Source organism: Streptomyces virginiae, assembly GCF_040638905.1.
GTDB lineage: Bacteria > Actinomycetota > Actinomycetes > Streptomycetales > Streptomycetaceae > Streptomyces > Streptomyces virginiae_B.
In genome coordinates this window covers 47107-68770 of record NZ_JBEZYV010000011.1, presented here as the reverse complement: position 1 = coordinate 68770, position 21664 = coordinate 47107, and the positions used below count along the sequence as shown (strand labels likewise).

The 21664-nt window shown below is 72.9% G+C and carries 15 protein-coding genes, 4 tRNA genes and 1 other RNA gene; 10 read left to right on the top strand and 10 right to left on the bottom strand.

Features of this window, described 5'->3' with window-relative positions; translation table 11 throughout:
* Window positions 1-246: 246 nt before the first annotated feature.
* The gene (locus AB0F82_RS17735; RefSeq protein WP_362628466.1) at window positions 247-2676 is read right to left on the bottom strand and encodes a helicase-associated domain-containing protein; all 2430 of its coding nucleotides are present in this window, start codon (window positions 2674-2676) and stop codon (window positions 247-249) included.
* Window positions 2677-3545: 869 nt separating this feature from the next.
* Window positions 3546-3633, bottom strand: a tRNA-Ser gene (locus tag AB0F82_RS17730).
* Between the two features lie 142 nt (window positions 3634-3775).
* Here AB0F82_RS17730 and ffs point away from each other — a divergent pair.
* The 6 genes from ffs (at window position 3776) to AB0F82_RS17700 (ending at window position 12255) form a co-directional block, all read left to right on the top strand.
* Window positions 3776-3870, top strand: an RNA gene (gene ffs, locus AB0F82_RS17725) — signal recognition particle sRNA small type.
* A gap of 79 nt (window positions 3871-3949) precedes the next feature.
* A complete protein-coding gene (locus tag AB0F82_RS17720) occupies window positions 3950-6157 on the top strand; it encodes a DNA polymerase III subunit gamma and tau (protein WP_362628463.1) in 2208 nt (735 codons plus the stop codon).
* Between the two features lie 60 nt (window positions 6158-6217).
* Window positions 6218-7471, top strand: coding sequence for a phosphoribosylamine--glycine ligase (purD, locus tag AB0F82_RS17715; RefSeq protein ID WP_356811033.1), 1254 nt, complete (start codon window positions 6218-6220; stop codon window positions 7469-7471).
* Window positions 7472-7778: 307 nt separating this feature from the next.
* Window positions 7779-9581, top strand: a complete 1803-nt coding sequence (locus AB0F82_RS17710) for a hypothetical protein (protein WP_436842111.1) — start codon at window positions 7779-7781, stop codon at window positions 9579-9581.
* A 184-nt stretch (window positions 9582-9765) separates the two neighbouring features.
* Window positions 9766-11253, top strand: coding sequence for a N,N-dimethylformamidase beta subunit family domain-containing protein (locus AB0F82_RS17705; protein ID WP_362628458.1), 1488 nt, complete (start codon window positions 9766-9768; stop codon window positions 11251-11253).
* A 96-nt stretch (window positions 11254-11349) separates the two neighbouring features.
* Window positions 11350-12255: a phosphoribosylaminoimidazolesuccinocarboxamide synthase gene (locus AB0F82_RS17700; RefSeq protein ID WP_362628455.1), complete on the top strand. Its 906-nt coding sequence runs from the start codon at window positions 11350-11352 to the stop codon at window positions 12253-12255.
* Window positions 12256-12302: 47 nt separating this feature from the next.
* Here AB0F82_RS17700 and AB0F82_RS17695 read toward each other — a convergent pair.
* From AB0F82_RS17695 to AB0F82_RS17660, 8 genes are all read right to left on the bottom strand, one after another.
* Window positions 12303-12375: transfer RNA gene (locus AB0F82_RS17695), tRNA-Gly, on the bottom strand.
* 22 nt (window positions 12376-12397) lie between these two features.
* Entirely contained in the window at window positions 12398-13009 is a 612-nt protein-coding gene (locus AB0F82_RS17690; RefSeq protein ID WP_356811029.1) for a response regulator transcription factor, read from the bottom strand.
* On the bottom strand, window positions 13006-14244 hold the full coding sequence (locus tag AB0F82_RS17685) for a sensor histidine kinase (RefSeq protein WP_356811028.1): 1239 nt from the start codon (window positions 14242-14244) through the stop codon (window positions 13006-13008). Before AB0F82_RS17685 ends, AB0F82_RS17690 begins: the two co-directional genes overlap by 4 nt.
* 22 nt (window positions 14245-14266) lie before the next feature.
* On the bottom strand, window positions 14267-15031 hold the full coding sequence (locus AB0F82_RS17680) for an ABC transporter permease (protein ID WP_362628451.1): 765 nt from the start codon (window positions 15029-15031) through the stop codon (window positions 14267-14269).
* Entirely contained in the window at window positions 15028-15972 is a 945-nt protein-coding gene (locus AB0F82_RS17675; protein WP_362628448.1) for an ABC transporter ATP-binding protein, read from the bottom strand. The genes AB0F82_RS17680 and AB0F82_RS17675 overlap by 4 nt, the downstream gene beginning before the upstream one ends.
* 145 nt (window positions 15973-16117) lie before the next feature.
* A tRNA-Gly gene (locus AB0F82_RS17670) sits at window positions 16118-16190 on the bottom strand.
* Between the two features lie 72 nt (window positions 16191-16262).
* Window positions 16263-16334: transfer RNA gene (locus AB0F82_RS17665), tRNA-Gly, on the bottom strand.
* 88 nt (window positions 16335-16422) lie between these two features.
* Window positions 16423-16740 carry a histone-like nucleoid-structuring protein Lsr2 gene (locus tag AB0F82_RS17660; RefSeq protein ID WP_030664618.1) on the bottom strand — a complete coding sequence of 106 codons (318 nt, stop codon included), beginning with the start codon at window positions 16738-16740 and terminating at the stop codon, window positions 16423-16425.
* Between the two features lie 320 nt (window positions 16741-17060).
* Here AB0F82_RS17660 and purS point away from each other — a divergent pair, with 320 nt between their 5' ends.
* The 4 genes from purS to AB0F82_RS17640 all read left to right on the top strand — a co-directional run bounded on the left by purS (window position 17061) and on the right by AB0F82_RS17640 (window position 21663).
* Complete coding sequence (purS, locus tag AB0F82_RS17655) at window positions 17061-17312, top strand: phosphoribosylformylglycinamidine synthase subunit PurS (RefSeq protein ID WP_008740952.1); 252 nt, start codon at window positions 17061-17063, stop codon at window positions 17310-17312.
* A 2-nt stretch (window positions 17313-17314) separates the two neighbouring features.
* Window positions 17315-17995 (top strand): phosphoribosylformylglycinamidine synthase subunit PurQ, encoded by a 681-nt coding sequence (gene purQ, locus AB0F82_RS17650; RefSeq protein ID WP_356811025.1) that lies wholly within the window; start codon window positions 17315-17317, stop codon window positions 17993-17995.
* The gene (gene purL / locus AB0F82_RS17645) at window positions 17992-20241 is read left to right on the top strand and encodes a phosphoribosylformylglycinamidine synthase subunit PurL (RefSeq protein WP_362628443.1); all 2250 of its coding nucleotides are present in this window, start codon (window positions 17992-17994) and stop codon (window positions 20239-20241) included. The genes purQ and purL overlap by 4 nt, the downstream gene beginning before the upstream one ends.
* Window positions 20242-20388: 147 nt before the next feature.
* The gene (locus tag AB0F82_RS17640) at window positions 20389-21663 is read left to right on the top strand and encodes a hypothetical protein (protein WP_362628441.1); all 1275 of its coding nucleotides are present in this window, start codon (window positions 20389-20391) and stop codon (window positions 21661-21663) included.
* Window position 21664: the final 1 nt, after the last annotated feature.

Sequence of the window (21664 nt, the reverse complement as noted above, 5' to 3'; positions counted from 1 at the left end):
CCGGCACGGGCGACCGCGACCTCGCCTCGATGCCGGACGAGCGGACCTACTGCCTGCCCGTGATCCGCGAGTGCCGGGCGGACACGCTGACGTACGAGCGACCCCGTCGGTGTCGCCGGGCGACCACTACGTATTGCCACCGCAGGAGTCCAGCTCGTCGGGTCCGTACGCCGCCTGGAGCCCGGAACAGGTGTCCCGTGGCGCGAGACCGCCGCGAGCGGTACCGCCCTCGTCGGTGTGCGTTGCTCATTCAGGGGCGACGCTCATGACGCTGTGGATGCGGGAGAGGGTGAAAACGCGCTCGGCGTCCCGAAGGTGGCACCAGGCTTCGAGGAAGGGCGGATCGAGGTCGAGGTCGCTGAGGGTGCGCACGGTCCGGCTGCCCGAGGTCGCGACGTACTCGACCGTGATGGCCCGGCCGGCGTCGATGGCATGAGCGAGCTGGCGGACGTCGCTGTACGGAAGGCGTTTCGCCCATCCCGCGACGATCTCCTCGGTGTCCGTGGCGAAGGGTGCTCCGCCGTCGAACGGCGCCGGGTCGGGAACGTCCGGGGCCGCCAACAGCTGGTTCGCCAAGGTGCTCAGGTCGAGGACGGCGGTTTCCTTCGCCGTCCTCGTGGCGATCCGGCCGCCGGCCCCTGCCCGGGAGCCGCGCGGAGCCGGGACGGCAGCCCCGGCCCTTTGAAGCCGGACCCTTTCGATGCGTACCGTGCCCTCGACCGTCTCGGCGACGGGGGAGTACCCCTCGGCCCGGAGCGCGGCGAGCGTCGTGTCGAGCGGGCTGCGGCTGATCAGCACTGTCGGCGCCAGCTGTCGCAGTCCGAGCCTGGCGAGCCCGCGGTGGGCGGCGAGTTCGGCCAGGAGTGCCGGCTCGTCGCCGTGGAGGACGCTGGAGGCGGGGGCGATGCGTACACGTCCGTGGCCGCGTGCGGTGTCTGCGATCAGGTACGACAGCGGCTGTGGAAGTGACCCGGTCGCGACAGCGGCCAGGTCGGCTGTGATGTCATCCGGGGTATGCCCGGCGTCCAGGGCCCGGCGGATGCTGCCGGCACTGAACCGCCAGACGGACGCCGTGCCGCTGGTCTCCCGGTCTGCGACGGAGTCCAGGAGCAGGGCCAGCCGCGCGGACGGTGTGCCGGTGACGACGGCGGTGAGGTCGGCGCCGATCCGGGCCGTCGAGGTGGCCGAGGGCAGCAGCCGCCGACACTCGACGCCCAGCCCCTCCGCGTCGCCGGTCCGCAGGTGGATGCCGAAGGCGGACAGGGCACCGCGCGCGAGTACGCCGAGGAGTTCGGCCTCGCGGATCACGGTGGCGAACGGCGGCCCGTCCGGCGACGAGTCGGCGAGGGGGCGGTACCAGGCGATCAGCGGCCCCAGATCCGACGCGACCCGCGCGCCCTGCCCCGCCGGGAGCCGCGCGGCTGCGGCCAGCAGCCCGTGGCGGGCCTGGATGCAGCCGTTGCAGGGCGGTGCGCCGGCGAGTGCGGGGAGCGCCTTGTTGTCCTCGTCGCGCGCCTGGGTGGGGGTGAGCGGCAGGTTTCGCCATGCCTGGAGCAGTACGGCGAACCGCTCCGGGGGTTCCTGCTCGGCCCAGGCGTCGTACGCCTCGGTGGGCGCCACGCGATCGCCGTCCCGGGCCAGCAGGCCGGCGGCATGCGCGGTCTCCAGGGTGAGGCGTACGACCGCGTCGTCGGCCTGGGCCGCCTTGCCGATCCGGGCCAGTTCACGCGCACCGATCCCACCGGACTTCAGCCGGGCCGGCGCGGTCGTCGAACAGGCCGCCAGGACCGAGGCGGCGTGGGCGGCGAACGCCGCGGCCGCGGCCGACGCCTCGCGGTCCACCTCCGCCGGGGTGACGGATGCCGATACCGCGGAAGGCGGGACGGGTTGGAACGGCGCGTGCCAGCCGGACCCGCGCAGCGCGACCGTCACCTCGGCAGGCATACGGGCGGGACCGTAGTGGTGACGGTCTTGGATCAGGAGTCCCCGGTCCAGTGCCCATCGAGCGCCCGCTTCGAGATCGGGGGCCGGCCTCCCGAACGGGATGAACCGCGCGGGCCCCGCCGGCCCGGCCCCCGCTCGGCCTTCGAGCAGCTTCCGGGTCACCGCGGGGGCCTTGTGGACCAGGGAGAGGACCCGCTCCGGGTCGCCGTGGTGTTCCACCAGCGCGGCCAGCCGCTGCGATGTGCCGCCCGGCGGCTTGACGCCCAGTGCCACAAGCATGCCGCGCAGTGCGTCGGAGGTCGTGCCCGCGAGGAGTTCCTCCAGTGGGGCGTCCAGTCCCAGAGGCGCGTCCCACGCCTGCCGCAGGGGTTCGGCCATGCAGAGCTGCTCCGCGCCGTCCGGCCAGACCAGGGCGTGATCGGCCAGCGCCTCCAGCACGGCCGCCAGCTCGCGGGCGGTGTCGTCGTCTGTGACTCCCAGCAGCTTCGCCAGGGCATCGCGCGAGGCGGGCGCGCGCAGCGCCGCCAGCGCTTCGGCGACCTGGAGGTGCGGCAGTGAGAGCCGCGGCAGGGCGAGCGCCACCGATCCCGGGCGCTGAAGACGGTCGGCCAGCTCTCGCACCGAGCGCGGCTCCGGAACGGCCGTGGCGTCCCTCCGCGTCTCGAGCACGCGTACCAGACGACAGCCGTCGAGGCCGCCCAGCCATGTGGCCAGCGTCGATCGGGAGTTCATGCCGGGGCACCTCGCGAGATTCGGACCATGCCGGCGGGCAGACCCGCCACGGGGCCGTCGCACCCGTGGACGATCCCCTTGCCGCTCCGGAGGAGCATACGAGCCGCCACCGCGTCGAGCCCCTGGATGATCACGCGTACCCTGGCGCGGCTGGTCAGGACTCCGTGGGCAAGGCTTCGCCCCCCGCTTGGTCGGGGTTCGCCGCCCAGGGAGCCGGCGACGCGAGCGGCGACATCGGCATCGTCGGTGGTGACACGCCAGGTATCCAGGGCCTGGGGCCGCCGGTCGGACAAACGTCCCATGTGGGAGTGTCCGGCCGAGGTGACTGAACTCTGCGTCATTCGCTACCTTCGGTGGGGGCGACAGCTGATCTTCCCCGCGAACCGCTCACGCGGTGCGCGCGATGTGCCGCGAAGTCGGCCACAGGGCGGCGCTCCCATTGTGTCCAGCCCGACAGTTCCCTTCAGCTGGTTCCACCCAGAGGGCATCGCATCGCTGTCGTCGGGCAGACGGCGGCCGCCGGGTACAACCGACAACTCGGCGGATTCGGCGGGTGGGTCCCGTCACAGCTCGGCCGAGATCGGACCAGGCATCGAAGGAACGCCTGATCCAGTGCGGCGTATCGCTTTCGAGCGGGCGCTCGCGGACATCCGTCAGCAGTGCCGGCGGCCGGATCGCCGCAGTGGGCGAGCGGGAGGCATTCGCCCGCCTCGCTCTTCACCGGAGGCTCAAGAGTGGCAGGCCGCCGAAGCCGGATCGGGGGAATGGTCCGGTCATGCGGCAATGAATGAGACTGGATCTGAGACCACGGAACGCAGAAGGCCCCGGCCGGTTTCCCGGTCGGGGCCTTCAAGTGCCCGGTGAGGCACTGGCGGAGGATACGAGATTCGAACTCGTGAGGGGTTGCCCCCAACACGCTTTCCAAGCGTGCGCCCTAGGCCTCTAGGCGAATCCTCCGCCGCAAACAATACAAGACGTGGAGGGGTGCTCGCGAACGTGATCGTCCGGAGGGGATCCGGCGGGGCCGGCTCGGGGTCCGGTTCGGCGCGGGGCCGGGGGCGGGGTCGATTCCGGGGGCGCGGATCCGCTAGGGTGGGGCCCAGCCCCTCACGTGGCGCTATCTCACCCAACTCCCCCAGGGCCGGAAGGCAGCAAGGGTAAGTGGGCTCTGGCGGGTGCGTGGGGGGCCCTTTGCGTTCCCGGGGCCCCGTGTTCCGGGGCCCGTGGCGTCGGCGGGCCGCTGTTGTCGGTGGGCCCGGATAACCTCGTAGACGTGTCGTCCCTTGCGCTGTACCGCCGCTACCGCCCCGAGTCGTTCGCCGAGGTCATCGGTCAGGAGCATGTCACTGCACCCCTGATGCAGGCCCTGCGGAACAACCGGGTCAATCACGCGTACCTGTTCAGCGGGCCGCGCGGGTGTGGAAAGACCACCAGCGCGCGCATCCTCGCCAGGTGCCTGAACTGTGAGCAGGGTCCCACTCCGACCCCCTGCGGGGAGTGCCAGTCCTGCCGGGACCTCGCCAGGAACGGGCCGGGGTCCCTCGACGTCATCGAGATCGACGCCGCCTCGCACGGTGGTGTGGACGATGCCCGCGACCTGCGCGAGAAGGCCTTCTTCGGCCCGGCGTCCAGCCGCTACAAGATCTACATCATCGACGAGGCCCACATGGTCACCTCGGCGGGCTTCAACGCCCTGCTGAAGGTGGTCGAGGAGCCGCCGGAGCACCTCAAGTTCATCTTCGCCACCACCGAGCCGGAGAAGGTGATCGGGACCATCCGGTCCCGGACGCACCACTACCCCTTCCGCCTGGTCCCGCCCGGGACCCTGCGGGAGTACCTGGGCGAGGTCTGCGGACGGGAGGGCGCCCAGGTCGAGGACGGCGTGCTGCCGCTGGTCGTGCGCGCCGGCGCGGGCTCCGTGCGTGACTCGATGTCTGTCATGGACCAGCTCCTCGCCGGCGCCGGCGAGGAGGGTGTGACATACGCCATGGCCACCTCCCTGCTCGGCTACACCGAGGGCTCCCTGCTCGACTCCGTCGTGGACGCCTTCGCCTCCGGGGACGGTGCGGCCGCCTTCGAGGTCGTCGACCGGGTCGTCGAGGGCGGGAACGACCCCCGCCGGTTCGTCGCCGACCTGCTGGAGCGGCTGCGCGACCTGGTGATCCTCGCCGCCGTGCCCGACGCCGGGGAGAAGGGGCTGATCGACGCCCCCGCCGACGTCGTGGAGCGGATGCAGGCCCAGGCGTCCGTGTTCGGGGCCGCCGAGCTCTCCCGCGCCGCCGACCTGGTCAACACGGGCCTCACCGAGATGCGGGGCGCGACCTCGCCGCGGCTCCAGCTGGAGCTGATCTGCGCCCGGGTGCTGCTTCCCGCCGCCTTCGACGACGAACGGTCCTTCCAGGCCCGTCTGGACCGCCTGGAGCGCAGCGGGGCCGCCGCCTTCGCCGCCGCGCCGCAGGCCGCGGCTCCCGCGATGGGCTATGTGCCCGGCCCCGAGGCGCACTCCATGGCGCCCGCCGGTCCGGCCGGGGGTCCCGCCGCAGCGCGGGCCGCCGCCGGCACCCCGGCGGCGGGCCCCGTCGCACCGGCCGTCGCTGCCGAGCCGGTACGGGCCCCCGCGCAGCCGGAAGCCGTACCGGCCGCCGCCGCGCCCGCCGCCCCGGCCGCGGCGCCCGTCCAGGCCGCGCCCGCGCCCGGCGCGTGGCCCGGAGCCGCACAGCCCGGCAGCGGCGCCCCCGGCGCCCGGCCCGCCGCCGCGGCTCCCGCGCCCGGTGTCTGGCCCAGTGCGGCCGCCCCCGGGCAGGGCGCGCCCGCACCCGCGCACGTTCCGGCCACTGCGGCACCGGCGTCCGCCGCCGCACCGGCGCCGGCCCCCGCGCCCTCCCCCGGCATGGCGGCCGGAGCGGGACAGGTCCAGGCGATGTGGCCGGGCGTCCTGGAGGCCGTCAAGAACCGCCGTCGCTTCACCTGGATCCTGCTCAGCCAGAACGCCCAGGTCACCGGCTTCGACGGGACCACCCTCCAGCTCGGCTTCCCCAACGCCGGAGCCCGCGACAACTTCGCCAGCAGCGGCAGCGAGGACGTGCTCAAGGCGGTCCTGGCCGAGCAGTTCCAGGTCAACTGGAAGATCGACGCCGTCGTGGCCGGCGGCTCCCCGGCCCCGGCGAGCGGCCCGGGCCCGTCGTACGGGGCGCCGTCCGCGCCCGCCCCGGCCTACAGCCCGCCGCCCCCGCAGCAGCAGGCGCCGGCCCCGCAGGCCCCGCCGACGCCGCCGCAGCAGCAGTCCCAGCAGCATCAGCAGCCTCGGCAGTCGGCCTCCGCCCCGCCGCCGCCCGTACAGCAGGCGCCCCCGCCGGTGGCTCCCGAGGACGACTTCGCCGAGGACGACGACCCGGACCTGGTCGAGAGCGCGCTGACCGGACACGACCTGATCGTGCGCGAGCTCGGAGCCACCGTTGTGGAGGAATACACAAATGAGTAGCCGGTCCTGATTGGGTGGCCGCACGAAGCGGGCCGCCCCGGCCGGGCTAGGCTGAGCAGCGTGAAGGTCCTCGTCATCGGCGGCGGCGCCCGCGAACACGCCCTGTGCCGCTCTCTGTCCCTCGACCCCGCCGTCTCCGCCCTGTACTGCGCTCCCGGCAACGCCGGGATCGCCGACGTGGCCACGCTGCGCCCGGTCGACGCCCTCGACGGCGACGCCGTCGCCACTCTCGCCCTCGATCTGGCCGCCGACCTGGTCGTCGTCGGACCGGAGGCCCCGCTGGTCGCCGGCGTCGCCGACGCCGTGCGCGCCGCCGGGATCCCCGTCTTCGGGCCGTCCGCCGAGGCGGCGCAGCTCGAGGGCTCCAAGGCCTTCGCGAAGGACGTGATGGCCGCGGCCGGCGTCCCGACCGCGCGCAGCTACGTCTGCACCACCCCCGAAGAGGTGGACGCGGCCCTCGACGCCTTCGGCGCCCCGTACGTCGTCAAGGACGACGGTCTCGCGGCCGGCAAGGGCGTGGTGGTCACCGACGACCGGGCCGCCGCCCGCGCGCACGCGCTCGCCTGCGACCGCGTGGTCATCGAGGAGTACCTCGACGGCCCCGAGGTCTCCCTCTTCGCCATCACCGACGGCGTGACCGTGGTCCCGCTCCAGCCCGCGCAGGACTTCAAGCGCGCCCTGGACGGCGACCGGGGCCCCAACACCGGCGGCATGGGCGCGTACTCCCCGCTGCCCTGGGCCGACCCGAAGCTGGTCGACGAGGTCATGGAGCTGGTCCTGCAGCCGACCGTCGACGAGCTGCGCCGCCGCGGCACCCCCTTCTCGGGGCTGCTCTACGCCGGCCTCGCGATCACCGGTCGCGGCACCCGGGTCATCGAGTTCAACGCCCGGTTCGGCGACCCCGAGACCCAGGTGGTCCTGGCCCGGCTGCGCACCCCGCTCGCAGGCGTCCTGCTGAACGCCGCGAACGGGACCCTGGACACCCTGCCCCCGCTCGTCTGGCGCGAGGACGCGGCCGTCACGGTGGTCATCGCCTCGCACAACTACCCCGACACCCCCCGCACCGGGGACCGGATCGAGGGGCTGCTCGACGTGGCCGCCGAGGACGAGCCCGATGCCTACGTGCTGCACGCCGGGACCCGGCGCGAGGGCGGCGCCATCGTCAGCGCGGGCGGTCGCGTGCTGTCGGTGACGGCGACCGGTTCTGATCTGGCGCAGGCCCGTGAGAAGGCGTATACGGCGGTGGCGCGCATCCGGCTGGACGGCTCGCAGCACCGTACGGACATCGCCGCCAAGGCGGCCGGGCTCGGCTGACCAGCGGCTCCGCGGACCCGCGGGCCCGGTGCGCACGCCCTGCGCCCGGGCCCGCGGGCGTGTCCGCGTGCGACTGCATCCGGCCTCGTTCGAACGCACCCAGCTTTACCCAAAGCCATTCCATCGGGTGATCGTCACCTCGTCTGCCTGACGGCCGGGCGTGCCCCAACTAGGGTGCGGCGCAAGCATTCCGGCACTTGGCCCACCGACCTTGCGATGTCAGTGGCCGGTGTCACAGTGGGGGAGTGAGCAACGCAGCCGCAGGGCAGAGGGGGTGAGACCGGCCGTGTCCGGATTCGGTTCGACCATGGAGGCGGGCGTTCCGTCCGCGCGGTCCCGCGCCCTGGCCGTGCTGCGCGTGCGCAGCCGGGCCCTGGCCGTCGCGCTGCTGCCGGCCGCCGTGGCGGTGGTACTGGTGGCCGCCCGGGCGACGGGGCGGCTGGCCGGCGAGCCCTGGGGCACGGTGACCCTGGTGGTGTGCGCGATCGCGGCGCTGGTGCTGCTCCTCGGCGGGATCTTCGCAGCGGTGGTGCTGCGGGCGAGCCCGGCGGTGACGCCGACGGTGCCGCTGTCCGAGGCCGCCGCGCCCGACCTGTACCGCCTGGTGCGGGACCTGGCCGACCGGATGGACGTGCCGCCGCCCTCCGCTATAGCCCTGACACCGGACTGCGACAGCTGGCTGGAGGACCGCACCCATGCGGCCCACCGCCGGGGCGGCATAGCCGGCGGCCCCCAGTCCGCGCCCGGTGCGGCTCCCGTGCTGGTGATCGGCTCGCCGTTCCTGTGGTGGATGCGGGTCGCGGAGCTGCGGGCGGTCCTGGCGCCGGTCGTCGCCGGTACGGGTCCTTCCGCGCACCCCGACATAGCCGACGCGCGAGGCTTCGTACGCGGGCTGGACGCGGCCGTGGACGTGGGCGGCCGCCGCGGCCTCGGCTGGATCGCCGCGCCCGCCCGGCTGCTGCTGAGGCTGTGCCGGACGGACGCCGCCGAGATGGAACGCGGAGTGGCCGCCGCCGCGTCGGACCGTGCACAGGGTGTGGACTACGGGCTGCGCATCGTCGCCCAGGAGCAGGTGGGCCTCGCCTACGCGGGCTGGGACCGGCTGCTGACCCGGGTGGCACTGCCCGCCTGGCGGATGGGCCGCTGGCCGGCGCACCTGGACGCCGGGGTGGTCTCGGCGCTGACCGAGCTTTCGCGGCGGGACCGGCTGGCCGAGGGCTTCACCTCGCGGCTCGGCGAGCGACCCGCCTGTGACCTGCTGGAGCAGCCCGGCGAGATCGACGAGGCGACCTCGCTGCTGGCCGCGCGGCTCTTCCACGGCGGGCCGGCCGAGGCCGGCCCGGACTGGTCCCCGGTGGAGTGGGCGGCCTATCCGGAAGAGGTCGTGGACCGCAAATGGCGTGCGGAGGCGGCCCGCCTGCACGCCGCACTGGACGCGCTCGCCGGCCCGGCGGGCCTCCCCACAGCGCCCACCGGGCAGCACGGCTGCGCCGGACCCACCGCGTCCGCCGGCTCCCCGAACCCGGCCGGTGCCGGCTCCGCCGCCCCCGCAGCGGTGGCCCCCGCCGCCGCTGCCGGCGCGGCGGGCTCCCCCGCCCCGTCCGGCCCGTCCGGTGCGGCGGGACCCGCCACGATCGAGGCCGCCGACGCCGCAGCGCCCGCCGTGGACGGTTTCGCCCGGCCCACGCTGGAACGGGTGCTGGGCTGCCTGGCGAACGCCTCGGGAGAAGGGGCGCTCGGCGAGGCCCTGGCCGGCCGGCTCAGCGCAGACCTGGCCCGCGAGGAGCGGGCCGCGGGCACCACCGCCGGGGCCGGCAAGGCCCGCGGCGCGGACGCCGTACCGCTGTTCCCGCTCCAGGCGCCGCGCAGTGCCCGGGACCTGCTGGCCGACCACGTGACGGCGATGGTGTGCTGCGCCGCCGTGGACTCGGCCGGAGCGGCACCCGGCATGGACTGGCTCGACGGCCCGGTCCTGCTGGTCGGCGGCGACCGCCGGACCGATCTGGCCCCCCGCGTGCTCTGCCTGGTCGAGGACGGCGACCCGGAGCCCCTGCGGGAGTGGCTGTCGGCCCTGGGCGTCCGCACGGACAAGCCGGTCCGCCTCGTCTGAGACGGTTCCGGTCTCGCCAATTCGCGACGAACGGTGACGTAGTGCGTGCGTAATGTGATGTGCTGGGATCGGTCGCGGCTGGATGCCCCCGAAGCGAATGTCCGAGAAGTGCCGCACCGGCGCACAGCGCGCCACGCACCGAGGCGATGCACGCCGACCGGGGGAGCGAGGGAGGGGAGCGGTCATGGGTACGGACCAGATCCGGCGTTGGGAATCGGGTGCGCTCGCGCACGCGGTGAACGACCCCTTCGGACAGGGCCCCCTGCCCTGGTTCCGGGGCAGCGAGCTCTACTTCGACGACACCGGCCAGGTCGTCCCCTGGTACGTGGACCCGGCCGCCGCGGCCGCGGGCATCGGCCAGATCCCCCGGGCCCGCCGCAACGGCGGTCCCCGCACGGCCGACGACGTGCACCGCCAGATCAAGGGCTTCGCCTCCACCGGCGCCGTCGCCCCCGGCGAGGCCATCGACTTCCACGTCACCGTCGACCCGCCCCAGCAGTTCTCCGTCGACGTGTACCGGATCGGCCACTACGGCGGCGACGGCGCCTCGAAGATCACCACCAGTCCCCGCCTCTCCGGCATCGTCCAGCCCGCCCCCCTGGCCGCGGACCGCACCGTCTCCTGCCACCACTGGTGGCTCTCCTGGCGCCTGCAGGTCCCGTCCTACTGGAGCGTCGGCGCGTACGTCGCGGTCCTCACCACCGGCGACGGCTACCGCTCCCACATCCCCTTCACGGTCCGCGACGACCACCCCGCCGACCTCCTGCTCCTGCTCCCCGACATCACCTGGCAGGCCTACAACCTCTACCCGGAGGACGGTCGGACCGGCGCCAGCCTCTACCACGCCTGGGACGAGTCGGGCCGGCTCCTCGGCGAGCAGGACGCGGCCGTCACCGTCTCCTTCGACCGGCCCTACGCGGGCGCCGGCCTGCCCCTCCACGTCGGCCACGCCTATGACTTCATCCGCTGGGCCGAGCGCTACGGCTACGACATCGCCTACGCCGACACCCGCGACCTGCACGCCGGCCGCGTCGATCCCACCCGGTACCGGGGCCTGGTCTTCCCCGGCCACGACGAGTACTGGTCGGCCCCGATGCGCCGCACCGTCGAGCGCGCCCGCAGCCACGGCACCTCGCTCGTCTTCCTCTCCGCGAACACCATGTACTGGCAGGTCGAACTGGCCCCCTCGCCCTCCGGGGTCGACGACCGGCTGCTCACCTGCCGAAAACGGCGCGGACCGGGCCGCCCCAGCCTCTGGCGCGAGGTCGACCGCCCGGAGCAGCAGCTGCTCGGCATCCAGTACGCGGGCCGGGTCCCCGACCCGGCGCCGCTGATCGTGCGCAACGCCACGCACTGGCTGTGGGACGCCACCGGCGCCGGTGAGAACGACGAACTGCCCGGCCTGGTCGCGGGCGAGGCCGACCGGTACTTCCCGCGGACCCAGCTCCCCGAGCACCAGGACCGGATCCTGCTCGCGCACTCCCCGTACCTCGACAGCGAGGGCCAGCGCCGCCATCAGGAGACCTCCCTCTACCGGGCGCCCAGCGGGGCGCTGGTCTTCGCCTCCGGCACGTTCGCCTGGTCCCCGGCCCTCGACCGCCCCGGCCACGTCGACGAACGCGTGCAGCGGGCCACGGCCAATCTCCTCGACCGGATCTGCAAGCGGGACTGACACGGCGCCGCGCGCCCGACGCACCCCTGTCCCGGGGAGGGGACTCCGGTGCGCGAGAATCGGTGTGCGCTTCATACAGAACCACAGGGAGACCCCGTGTCCGGATTCGTCGAAAAGCCCGAGCCGGTTCAGGTTCCGGGCCTCGTCCACCTCCACACCGGCAAGGTGCGCGACCTCTACCAGGACGAGGACGGCCGCCTCGTCATGGTCGCCAGCGACCGCATGTCCGCCTTCGACTGGGTCCTGCCCACCGAGATCCCGGACAAGGGCCGCGTGCTGACCCAGCTCTCCCTGTGGTGGTTCGACCAGCTCGCGGACCTCGTCCCGAACCACGTCATCTCCACCGAGCTGCCCGCCGGTGCCCCTGCCGACTGGGCCGGCCGCACGCTGATCTGCAAGAAGCTCGACATGGTCCCGGTCGAGTGCGTGGCCCGCGGCTACCTCACCGGCTCCGGCCTCGCCGAGTACAACCAGACCCGCACGGTCTGCGGACTGGGACTGCCCGAGGGCCTCGTGGACGGCTCCGAGCTGCCCGGCGCGATCTTCACCCCGGCCGCCAAGGCCGAGGTCGGCGAGCACGACGAGAACGTCTCCTACGAGGAGGTCGCGCGCACCACGGGCGTCGAGACGGCCGCACTGCTGCGCCAGACCACCCTCGCCGTGTACTCCCGGGCCCGGGACATCGCCCGCGAGCGCGGGATCATCCTGGCCGACACCAAGTTCGAGTTCGGCTTCGACCCGAAGGACCGCACCCTGGTCGCCGCTGACGAGGTGCTGACCCCGGACTCCTCCCGATTCTGGCCGGCCGACCAGTGGGAGCCGGGCCGTTCGCAGCCCTCCTTCGACAAGCAGTACGTCCGCGACTGGCTGGCCTCCGCGGCCTCCGGCTGGGACCCCAAGGGCGAACTCCCGCCGCCGGCCCTCCCGACCCAGGTCGTCGCGCAGACCCGCGCGAAGTACATCGAGGCGTACGAGCGCCTGACCGGCCTGAACTGGGCGTAGAAAAACGAAGAAGCCCCGGTCCGAGGACCGGGGCTTCTTCCCTGCAGAGCGGACAACGCGACTCGAACGCGCGACATCCACCTTGGCAAGGTGGTGCTCTACCAACTGAGCTATGTCCGCAGGCGCCGTAAGGCGAGACCTACTATACCCAACCTCGCTCCCGTGCGAGACGCACTGCCGTGTGCCGGTTCTCGGCACCCAGCTTCGTGGCCGCCGAGGACAGGTAGTTGCGGACGGTCCCCTGCGAGAGCGAGGCCCGCTCCGCGATCTCCGCGATCGGCGCGCCGTCCGCCGCCAGCTCCAGTACCTCGGCCTCCCGGGCGGTCAGCGGGGAGTCCCCCGCGCTGATCGCGTCGGCCGCCAACTCCGGGTCCACGTAACGGCCTCCGGCGTGCACGGTCCGGATCAGTTCGGCCAGTCGCTGCGCGGAGACCGTCTTCGGGGCGAAGGCCCGCACCCCCGCGGCCAGGGCCCGCTTCAGGTGCCCGGGACGCCCGTGACTGGTCACGATCATGGCCTTGCAGTCGGGGAGTTCGGCGCGCAGCGTTGTGGCGACGCTCACACCGTCCGCCCCCGGCATCTGCAGGTCCAGCACCGCCACGTCCGGCCGGTGCGCCCGCGCCATCGCCAGCGCCTCGGGGCCCGAGGCCGCCTCCGCGACGACGAGGAGGTCGTCCTCCAGCGCGAGGAGCGCGGCCAGCGCCCCGCGGATCAGGTGCTCGTCGTCGGCGAGCAGTACGCGTACGGGGCTCACGCCCGCACCTCCAGTTCATCCAGTCGTCGGCCCGGGATCTGCGCCCGCAGCCGGAACCGGCCGTCGCCGACCAGCCCGGCCTGCAGCGTCCCGTCCAGTGCGGCGAGCCGTTCGCGCAGCCCGGCCAGGCCCGAGCCGGGCGGCCCGGCGGGGGCCTGCGGTGCCCCGTCGTTCTCCACCACCAGCGTCACGGCTCCGCCCTCCAGGGCGGTCAGCCGGATCAGGCAGCGCTGCGCGTCCCCGTGCCGCAGTACGTTCGTCGTGGCCTCGCGGACCACCCAGCCGAGCGCCGACTGGACCTCGGAGGGTAGTTCGGGTCCGGCGCCGAAGTCGACGCGGCAGTCCATCCCGGCCGCGCTCAGCACCCCGCGGGCACCCTCCAGCTCCACCGCGAGGTCCGCCTCCCGGTAGCCCCGCACCACGTCCCGTACCTCCCGCTGGGACTCCTGGGCGATCCGCTGGACCTCGATCATCTGCTCCACGGCCTCCGGCCGGTCGCGGCGGGCCAGCTGTACCGCCAGCTCGCTCTTGAGGGCGATGACCGCCAGGTTGCGGCCCATCACGTCGTGCAGGTCACGGCCGAAGCGCAGCCGCTCCTCCGCCACCGCGAGGCGGGCCTGGACCTCGCGCGAGCGGTCCAGCTCGTAGACCGTGGTCAGCAGCCAGGCCGAGAACCCGCAGGTGGCGCTGAAGAAGAGGCTGCCCAGCAGCACGCCGACGGCGTATCCGAGCGCCTTCGCGGCCGGCATGCCCAGAGCGAACACGGCCAGCCCCGTCGCGACCGCCGCCACCGACGGGACGTACCACATGCGCTTGACCGACCGCAGGCACAACACCAGGGATCCGGAGGCGAACCAGGTCAGCCCCGCCACCAGCGTCGGCGCCACCGCCGGTTCGGAGATGTGGCCGGTCACCCGGAGGATCAGGACGCCCAGGGCGCACGCGGCCGTCACGGCGGCCGTCGTCACCGCCAGCCGGGTGGGGCGCTCGCGCCGCCCCACCACCCAGTGCAGGGCCTTGGAGGTGAGCACCCCGCACAGGACCGCGTGGGCGCACAGCAGCAGGAAGAGCGACACGGGCACCACGAAGGAGGACTTCCCGGCCGCGGAGGCCACGGGTGCCGCCCCGAACGACGTGATCTCGAGGAGCACGAAGAGGTGGAACGACCCCCGCGTGTACAGCTCGACCTTCCCCGCACTGCTGCGGTTCTTCCACCACCCCGTCAACTTCGGCACTGGGCCCGTCCCCCGACTCGTTCTAGCGACGCGGTTCCCAGCGGAACCACCGCTGGACAGCAAACACGCTGATCACGATCCAGGCCAGCGTGGTGAGCCCGGCCCCCAGCAGGTCCCCGCCCGCCGCGCCGCCGCTCCAGCCGGCCCGTACGAGCGTCATCACACCGCTCAGCGGCAGCAGTTCGCACACCGAGGCGACCACGTCCGGCAGGGAGTCCACCGGCGCGAACATCCCCGAGCCGAGCACGCTCACCAGGAACAGCGGCAGCGTGGTGAGGCCCGCTGTCTCCACGGTGCGTGTGAAGGAGCTGGTCACCGCTGACAGCGCGGCGAGCAGCAGGACGCCGGCCAGGACGGCCACCACGATCAGCAGCGGGTTGCGCGGCATGCGCACGTCCAGGGCGGCCGCCCCGGCGACCGCGAGTACGGCGATCTGCGCGAGTGCCAGTGCGGCGGCGGGCAGCGCGGTCCCGGCCAGGATCTCCACGTCGCTCGCCTCGCCGGTCCGCAGCCGCTTCAGGACGAGCTCCTCGCGGCGTGCGACGTAGGAGGAGACCAGGTTCATGTGGACGACGAGGAGCAGCACCATGCCGATCCCGCCGGTCAGGGTGGCCTCGCCGACCGCCCGCGCGCCCTCGTAGCCGCTGAGGGAGGAGCGCAGGACGAACACCATCATCAGCGGCATCAGCAGGGCCAGGGTGAGCGTGGCCCGGTTGCGCACCAGCAGGGTGATCTCGCAGCGGCCGAGTGCGGTGATCCGGCCGGCGTTCAGGGTGAGCGTGTTCATCGGGTCCCCGCCATCGTGTCCCCGGTCCGGTCGCCGGCGCCGCGGCGGCTGTGGGCGATCTCCAGGAAAGCCTCCTCCAGGGAGGCGGACCGGGCGTCGAGCCCGGCCAGTTCCACACCGGTCTCGCGGGCCCAGCCGAGCAGCTCGGTCAGGGCCGCCTGGAGGCGTTCGGTACGGATCTCCACGCGCTGCCCGGAGGCCGCCGCCCGCAGGGTCAGCGGCAGCCGGGCCGCGGGCACCCCGGCGGGCAGGGTGAAGCGGATCCGGGCCGGCCGGGTGGCGGTCACCTCGGCCGGGGTGCCGGACAGGACGAGTTCGCCGTCGTGGAGGATCGCGAGGCGGTCCGCGAGCTCCTCGGCCTCCTCCAGGTAGTGCGTGGTGAGCAGCACCGTGGTGCCCTGTTCCCGCAGCTCGCGGACCAGGGCCCAGGTGTCCCGGCGCCCTTCGGGGTCCATGCCGGTGGTCGGCTCGTCCAGGAAGAGCACCTCGGGCCGGCCGAGCAGGGCCAGCGCCAGGTCGAGGCGCCGGCGCTCACCGCCGGACAGCTGCTTCACGCGTACGCCGGACCGTGCTGCCAGGCCGACCAGCTGCAGCACCTCGGCCGCCGGGCGGGCACCGGTGGTGACCCCGCCCCACATCCGCACGGTCTCGGTGACCGACAGGTCGGAGGGGAACCCGCCCTCCTGGAGCATGACCCCGGTGCGCGGCCGGACCTCGGCCCGCCGCGCGTACGGGTCGAGGCCGAAGACGCGGACCTGCCCGCCGCTCGGCGCGGCCAGCCCCTCCAGCAGTTCGACGGTGGAGGTCTTGCCGGCGCCGTTGGTGCCCAGCAGGGCGAAGACCTCGCCCCGCGCCACGGAGAAGGAGACGCCCCGTACGGCCTCGAATCCCCCGGAGTAGCCGCGGCGCAGGTCCCGCGCTTCGATCACGGTGTCAGTCATGACTCAAGCGTCACGGCGTCCGGAGCGGGTCGGCAGTGCGCGCTGTCACGGCCGGCGATGACATTTGTCAGGGTGTCCGGCGACCGGATGCGGGGGGAATACGAAGAAGGCCCCGATCGCAATGATCGGGGCCCTCTGCTCACAGAGCGGACGACGCGACTCGAACGCGCGACATCCACCTTGGCAAGGTGGTGCTCTACCAACTGAGCTACGTCCGCAAGCAGTGCACTGCCGGGGCAGTACGTGCATCACTCTACCCGATCCACCGGAGTGGTCGGAAAGTCATGCAGAGCGGGTGACAGGAATCGCACACTGCGCCTTCCCTCTGGAAGAGGGATGTTCTACTACTGAACTACACCCGCACGACCTCGGAGGCTCTGACCTGCGGCCTCGCCCCTCGGCGTGATCCACACATTAGCCGAAGGGAGGGGGTGGATGGCAAATCGGCCCTCAGTGGGCCGCGTTGTAGGCCTCGTAGATCTTCTTGGGGATGCGGCCCCGCGGCGGCACGTCGTGCTGGTTGGACCGGGCCCACGCGCGGACGACTGCCGGGTCGGGGGCGACCGAGGTGTGCTTGAAGGTCTTCCCCGAGCGCGACTGGCGGCGGCCGGCGGCCACGAACGGCTCCAGGCTCTTCCGCAGTTTCTTTGCGTTGGCCACATTGAGGTCGATCTCGTACGACTTACCGTCCAGGGCGAACATGACCGTTTCCGCCGCTTCTCCGCCATCGATGTCGTCGGAGAGCGTGACCACTACGCGCTGCGCCACGGATATCGGTCCCTTCGTGCGACGCCGCCAGCTGCTGACGTGCGGCGATGTCGCCTGTTCGGATGTTTTGGGTCAATGCAACTTCGGGCCGGAATCCCGGCTGATTCCTTTGTACCTCGATTCCCATTGCATTGTGAAGCTCAGTTAATTCTCTCCGCGTGTCCCGCCGCAATGCCGGGGACGTGGTTTTACTGGGGATTTTGCGAAGCGTTGGTGAAGCCGAAACGGCGCGGTGATCAGGGCCCTCCGTTATCTACCCGCGTAGAAATTTCGGCCGGGTACGCTGATGGAACCGCCTTGCACCAACCACCTCATCGGGAGTGCCAGTGGCACGCGTCGTAGTCGACGTCATGCTCAAGCCGGAGATCCTCGACCCCCAGGGCCAGGCGGTGCAGCGTGCACTGCCGCGCCTGGGCTTCGAGGGCATCGCCGACGTCCGTCAGGGGAAGCGCTTCGAACTGGAAGTGGAGGGACCGGTCGACCAGGCCGCCCTCGACCGCATCCACAAGATGGCCGAAACGTTCCTCGCCAACACCGTCATCGAAGACTTCACCGTGAAGGTCGAGGCCTGACGGTGACCACTCGCATCGGTGTCGTCACGTTCCCCGGGACGCTCGACGACCGTGACTCGCTGCGCGCCGTCCGCCTCGCGGGGGCCGAGCCGGTCTCGCTCTGGCACCGCGACAAGGACCTGCACCAGGTCGACGCGGTCGTCCTCGCGGGCGGCTTCTCCTACGGGGACTACCTGCGCGCCGGAGCCATCTCCCGCTTCTCGCCGGTGATGGAGACCATCATCGAGCAGGCCAGGGGCGGCATGCCCGTCCTCGGCATCTGCAACGGCTTCCAGGTCCTCACCGAGGCCCACCTGCTGCCGGGGGCGATGCTCCGCAACAACCACCTGCACTTCATCTGCCGCGACCAGAAGCTGCGGGTGGAGAACGCGGAGAGCGCGTGGACCGGCGACTACACCGCCGGCCAGGAGATCTCCGTGCCGCTCAAGAACATGGACGGCCGCTACGTCGCCGACGAGCGCGTGCTCGACGAACTGGAAGCCGAGGGCCGCGTGGCCTTCCGCTACGTGGACGTCAACCCGAACGGTTCGCTGCGCGACATCGCCGGCATCACCAACGCCGCGGGCAACGTCGTCGGCCTCATGCCCCACCCCGAGCACGCGGTCGAGCCGCTGGTCGGGACGGGCCGCACCGACGGCCTCCCGTTCTTCACGTCGGTCCTGAAGAAGCTGGTCAGCGCATGAGCCTCGACACCGTCAAGAACGCCACCGAGACCCCGGACGCCTCCCAGCCCTGGAAGGAGCTCGGCCTCAAGGAGGACGAGTACGCCCGGATCCGCGAGATCCTCGGCCGCCGGCCCACCGGCGCCGAGCTCGCCATGTACTCGGTCATGTGGTCCGAGCACTGCTCGTACAAGAGCAGCAAGGTCCACCTGAAGCAGTTCGGCGAGAAGGCCCCCCAGAACGACGCCATGCTCGTCGGCATCGGCGAGAACGCCGGCGTCGTCGACGTCGGCCAGGGCTACGCGGTCACCTTCAAGGTCGAGTCGCACAACCACCCGAGCTACATCGAGCCCTACCAGGGCGCGGCCACCGGCATCGGCGGCATCGTCCGCGACATCCTCGCCATGGGTGCCCGCCCGGTCGCCGTCGTCGACCCGCTGCGCTTCGGCGCGGCCGACCACCCCGACACCAAGCGCGTCCTGCCGGGCGTCGTCGCGGGCATCGGCGGCTACGGCAACTGCCTGGGCCTGCCCAACATCGGCGGCGAGGTCGTCTTCGACGCCTGCTACCAGGGCAACCCGCTCGTCAACGCCGGCTGCATCGGCGTCATGAAGCACGAGGACATCCACCTCGCCCAGGCCTCCGGCCCCGGCAACAAGGTCATCCTCTACGGCGCCCGCACGGGCGGCGACGGCATCGGCGGCGTGTCCGTGCTGGCCTCGGAGACGTTCGACGACTCCAAGCCCACCAAGCGCCCCGCCGTCCAGGTCGGCGACCCCTTCCAGGAGAAGCTCCTCATCGAGTGCACCTTGGAGATCTTCAAGGAGAAGCTGGTCGCGGGCATCCAGGACCTCGGCGGCGCCGGCCTGTCCTGCGCCACCTCCGAGCTGGCCTCGGCCGGCTCCGGCGGCATGCGCGTCGAGCTCGACACCGTTCCGCTGCGCGACGCGACGCTCTCGCCCGAGGAAATCCTCATGAGCGAGTCGCAGGAGCGCATGTGCGCGATCGTCGAGCCGCAGCACGTCGACCGCTTCATGGAGATCTGCGAGAAGTGGGACGTCATCGCCACCGTCATCGGTGAGGTGACCGACGGCGAGCGCCTGGAGATCTTCTGGCACGGCGAGCAGATCGTGGACGTGCCCCCGGGCACCGTCGCCCACGAGGGCCCGGTCTACAACCGCCCCTACGCCCGCCCCGACTGGCAGGACGCGCTCCAGGCCGACGACGCGGGCAAGCTGCCCCGCCCGCAGAACTCCGAGGAGCTGCGCGCGCAGGTCCTGGCTCTGGTCTCCTCCCCGAACCAGGCCTCCAAGTCCTGGGTCACCGACCAGTACGACCGCTTCGTGCAGGGCAACACCGTTCTGGCGCAGCCCGAGGACGCGGGCATGGTCCGCATCGACGAGGAGTCCAACCTCGGCGTCGCCATGGCCACCGACGGCAACGGCCGCTACGCCAAGCTCGACCCGTACACGGGCGCGCAGCTGGCCCTGGCCGAGGCGTACCGCAACGTCGCCGCGACCGGCGCCAAGCCCCTGGCGATCTCCGACTGCCTGAACTTCGGCTCCCCCGAAGACCCGGGCGTCATGTGGCAGTTCGCCGAGGCCACCCGCGGTCTCGCGGACGGCTGCCTGGAGCTGGGCACCCCGGTGACCGGCGGCAACGTCTCGCTCTACAACCAGACCGGCGACGTCGCGATCCACCCCACCCCGGTCGTGGCCGTGCTCGGCGTGATCGACGACGTCAACCGCCGTACGCCGATGGCGTTCGCGGAGGCCGGCCAGCTGCTCTACCTGCTCGGCGACACCGCCGCCGAGTTCGGCGGCTCGGCGTGGTCGCAGGTCGTCCACGACCACCTCGGCGGAATGCCGCCGAAGGTGGACCTGGGCCGCGAGAAGCTGCTGGGCGAAATCCTGATCTCGGCCTCGCGCGACGGCATGATCGACGCCGCGCACGACCTGTCCGACGGCGGTGTCATCCAGGCGCTCACCGAGTCCTGCCTCAAGGGCGGCAACGGCGCCCGCGTCGTGGTCCCCGAGGGCCTGGACGCCTTCACGTTCCTCTTCTCCGAGTCCGCGGGCCGCGCCATCGTGGCCGTCCCGCGCAGCGAGGAGCTCCGCTTCACCGACATGTGCGGTGCGCGCGGCCTGCCCGTCGCCCGCATCGGTGTGGTGGACGGCGACGAGATCGAGATCCAGGGCGAGTTCAGCCTGTCCCTGGCCGAGCTCCGCGAGGCCCACGAGGCGACGATCCCGGCCCTGCTGGCCTGATCGACGGCGCGAACGGCGCGAACACGACCGGGGCCCCGCACGGATGTCCGTGCGGGGCCCCGGCCTTGCCGCCCGGCCGACCGGCCGTAGCGATTCCGTGCCACGACGGCCGTACCCGCCCGTACGAGCGCTCCGCATACTGACCGCGTGAGCATCGTCAAGCACCTGCCCGACGCCGCGATACCCGACGGCGGTGCCCCTGCCTGGCACGTCAAGGACGCCCAGCGCTGGCTCGACGCGCGCGTTCCGGCCCTCTTCGCCCCGATCACCGCCGGCTGGATCCTGGCGCCGCTGGTGCTCCTCTCGCTCGTCCTCCTCGCCTGGAGCACCTCCGAGACCCCGGAACACGGCACCGCGTGGGCCGGATACGCGCCGGCCGTGCTCCTGGTGTCCCTTCCCGCCTGGTACCGGTTCCTGCCCGCCGCCACCCTCGTGTCCACCCCCGTGATCGCTGCGGACGCCGTGCGGAACCTGTACGCCCTCGACCCCGCGGAGGGCCCCGGCCTGGCCGGCGGCACGCTCGTACTCGCCCTCTGCGCCTGGGCGTTCGCCGGGTCCGCGCTCCGGCTGCGCTCACGGCGGCGGCAGCGCGAGCTGTTCCTCGCCGCCGCGGGCAACGCCCGCGCGGCGATCCCGGAGAACCTGCCGGACGGCCACCGCCGACGCGGGCGGTTGCTCCTGGCCACCGGGGCGGCGCTGTGCCTCGCCGCCGCCGCACTGCTGGTGTGGGTCCTCACGCAGGACCTCGCAGCGAGCCCGCGGGACCCCTTCGACGGGACGGGCCCGCAGGTCCTGGCCATGATCCTGCTCACCCCCGGCGTCCCCCTGCTCGGCCGCGGCCTCACGGCGCGGCGCGCCGCCCGGAGACTGCACGACGAGCCGCAGCCGGTGCTGCGGGTCGGGGTCCGCCAGGTGCTCTTCGGCCCCGGCTGGCTGGTCGCGGACGCCGACACCACCACCGCCCCGCCGCTGATCGCGTTCCGGCACCGCTTCGACGACGGATACCGCAGCCGCTCCGAGACCCTCCTCGCAGGCGCGGAGAGCCGGCTGCGCGCCGACCACCACGACATCGACCAGCATGCCGAGCCCTACGAGGCGCTCCTGTACGGGGTGCCCTGCGAGGGGTCGGAGGTGATCCTGCGGTACGCCGTCTACCGGGGGGACAGCATGATCACGGACGCCGTCCACGCCGTGCCGCTGCTGCCCTTGCGCCGGCGCCGTCCGAGGTCGTCCTGGCGGCCGGCGGGCACCTCGTACACGCTGAAGCGGCGCGCCCAGGAGGAGAAGCGCAAGCAGCGCGCGGCGGAGCGGTCGAGGAGCTCGGGAAGCTCCTCCTCCGGCGGCTGCGGATCCGGCGGTTGCTCCAGCTGCTCCAGCAGTTGCTCCAGCAGCTGCGGCGGCGGCTGCGGAGGCGGCGACTGAT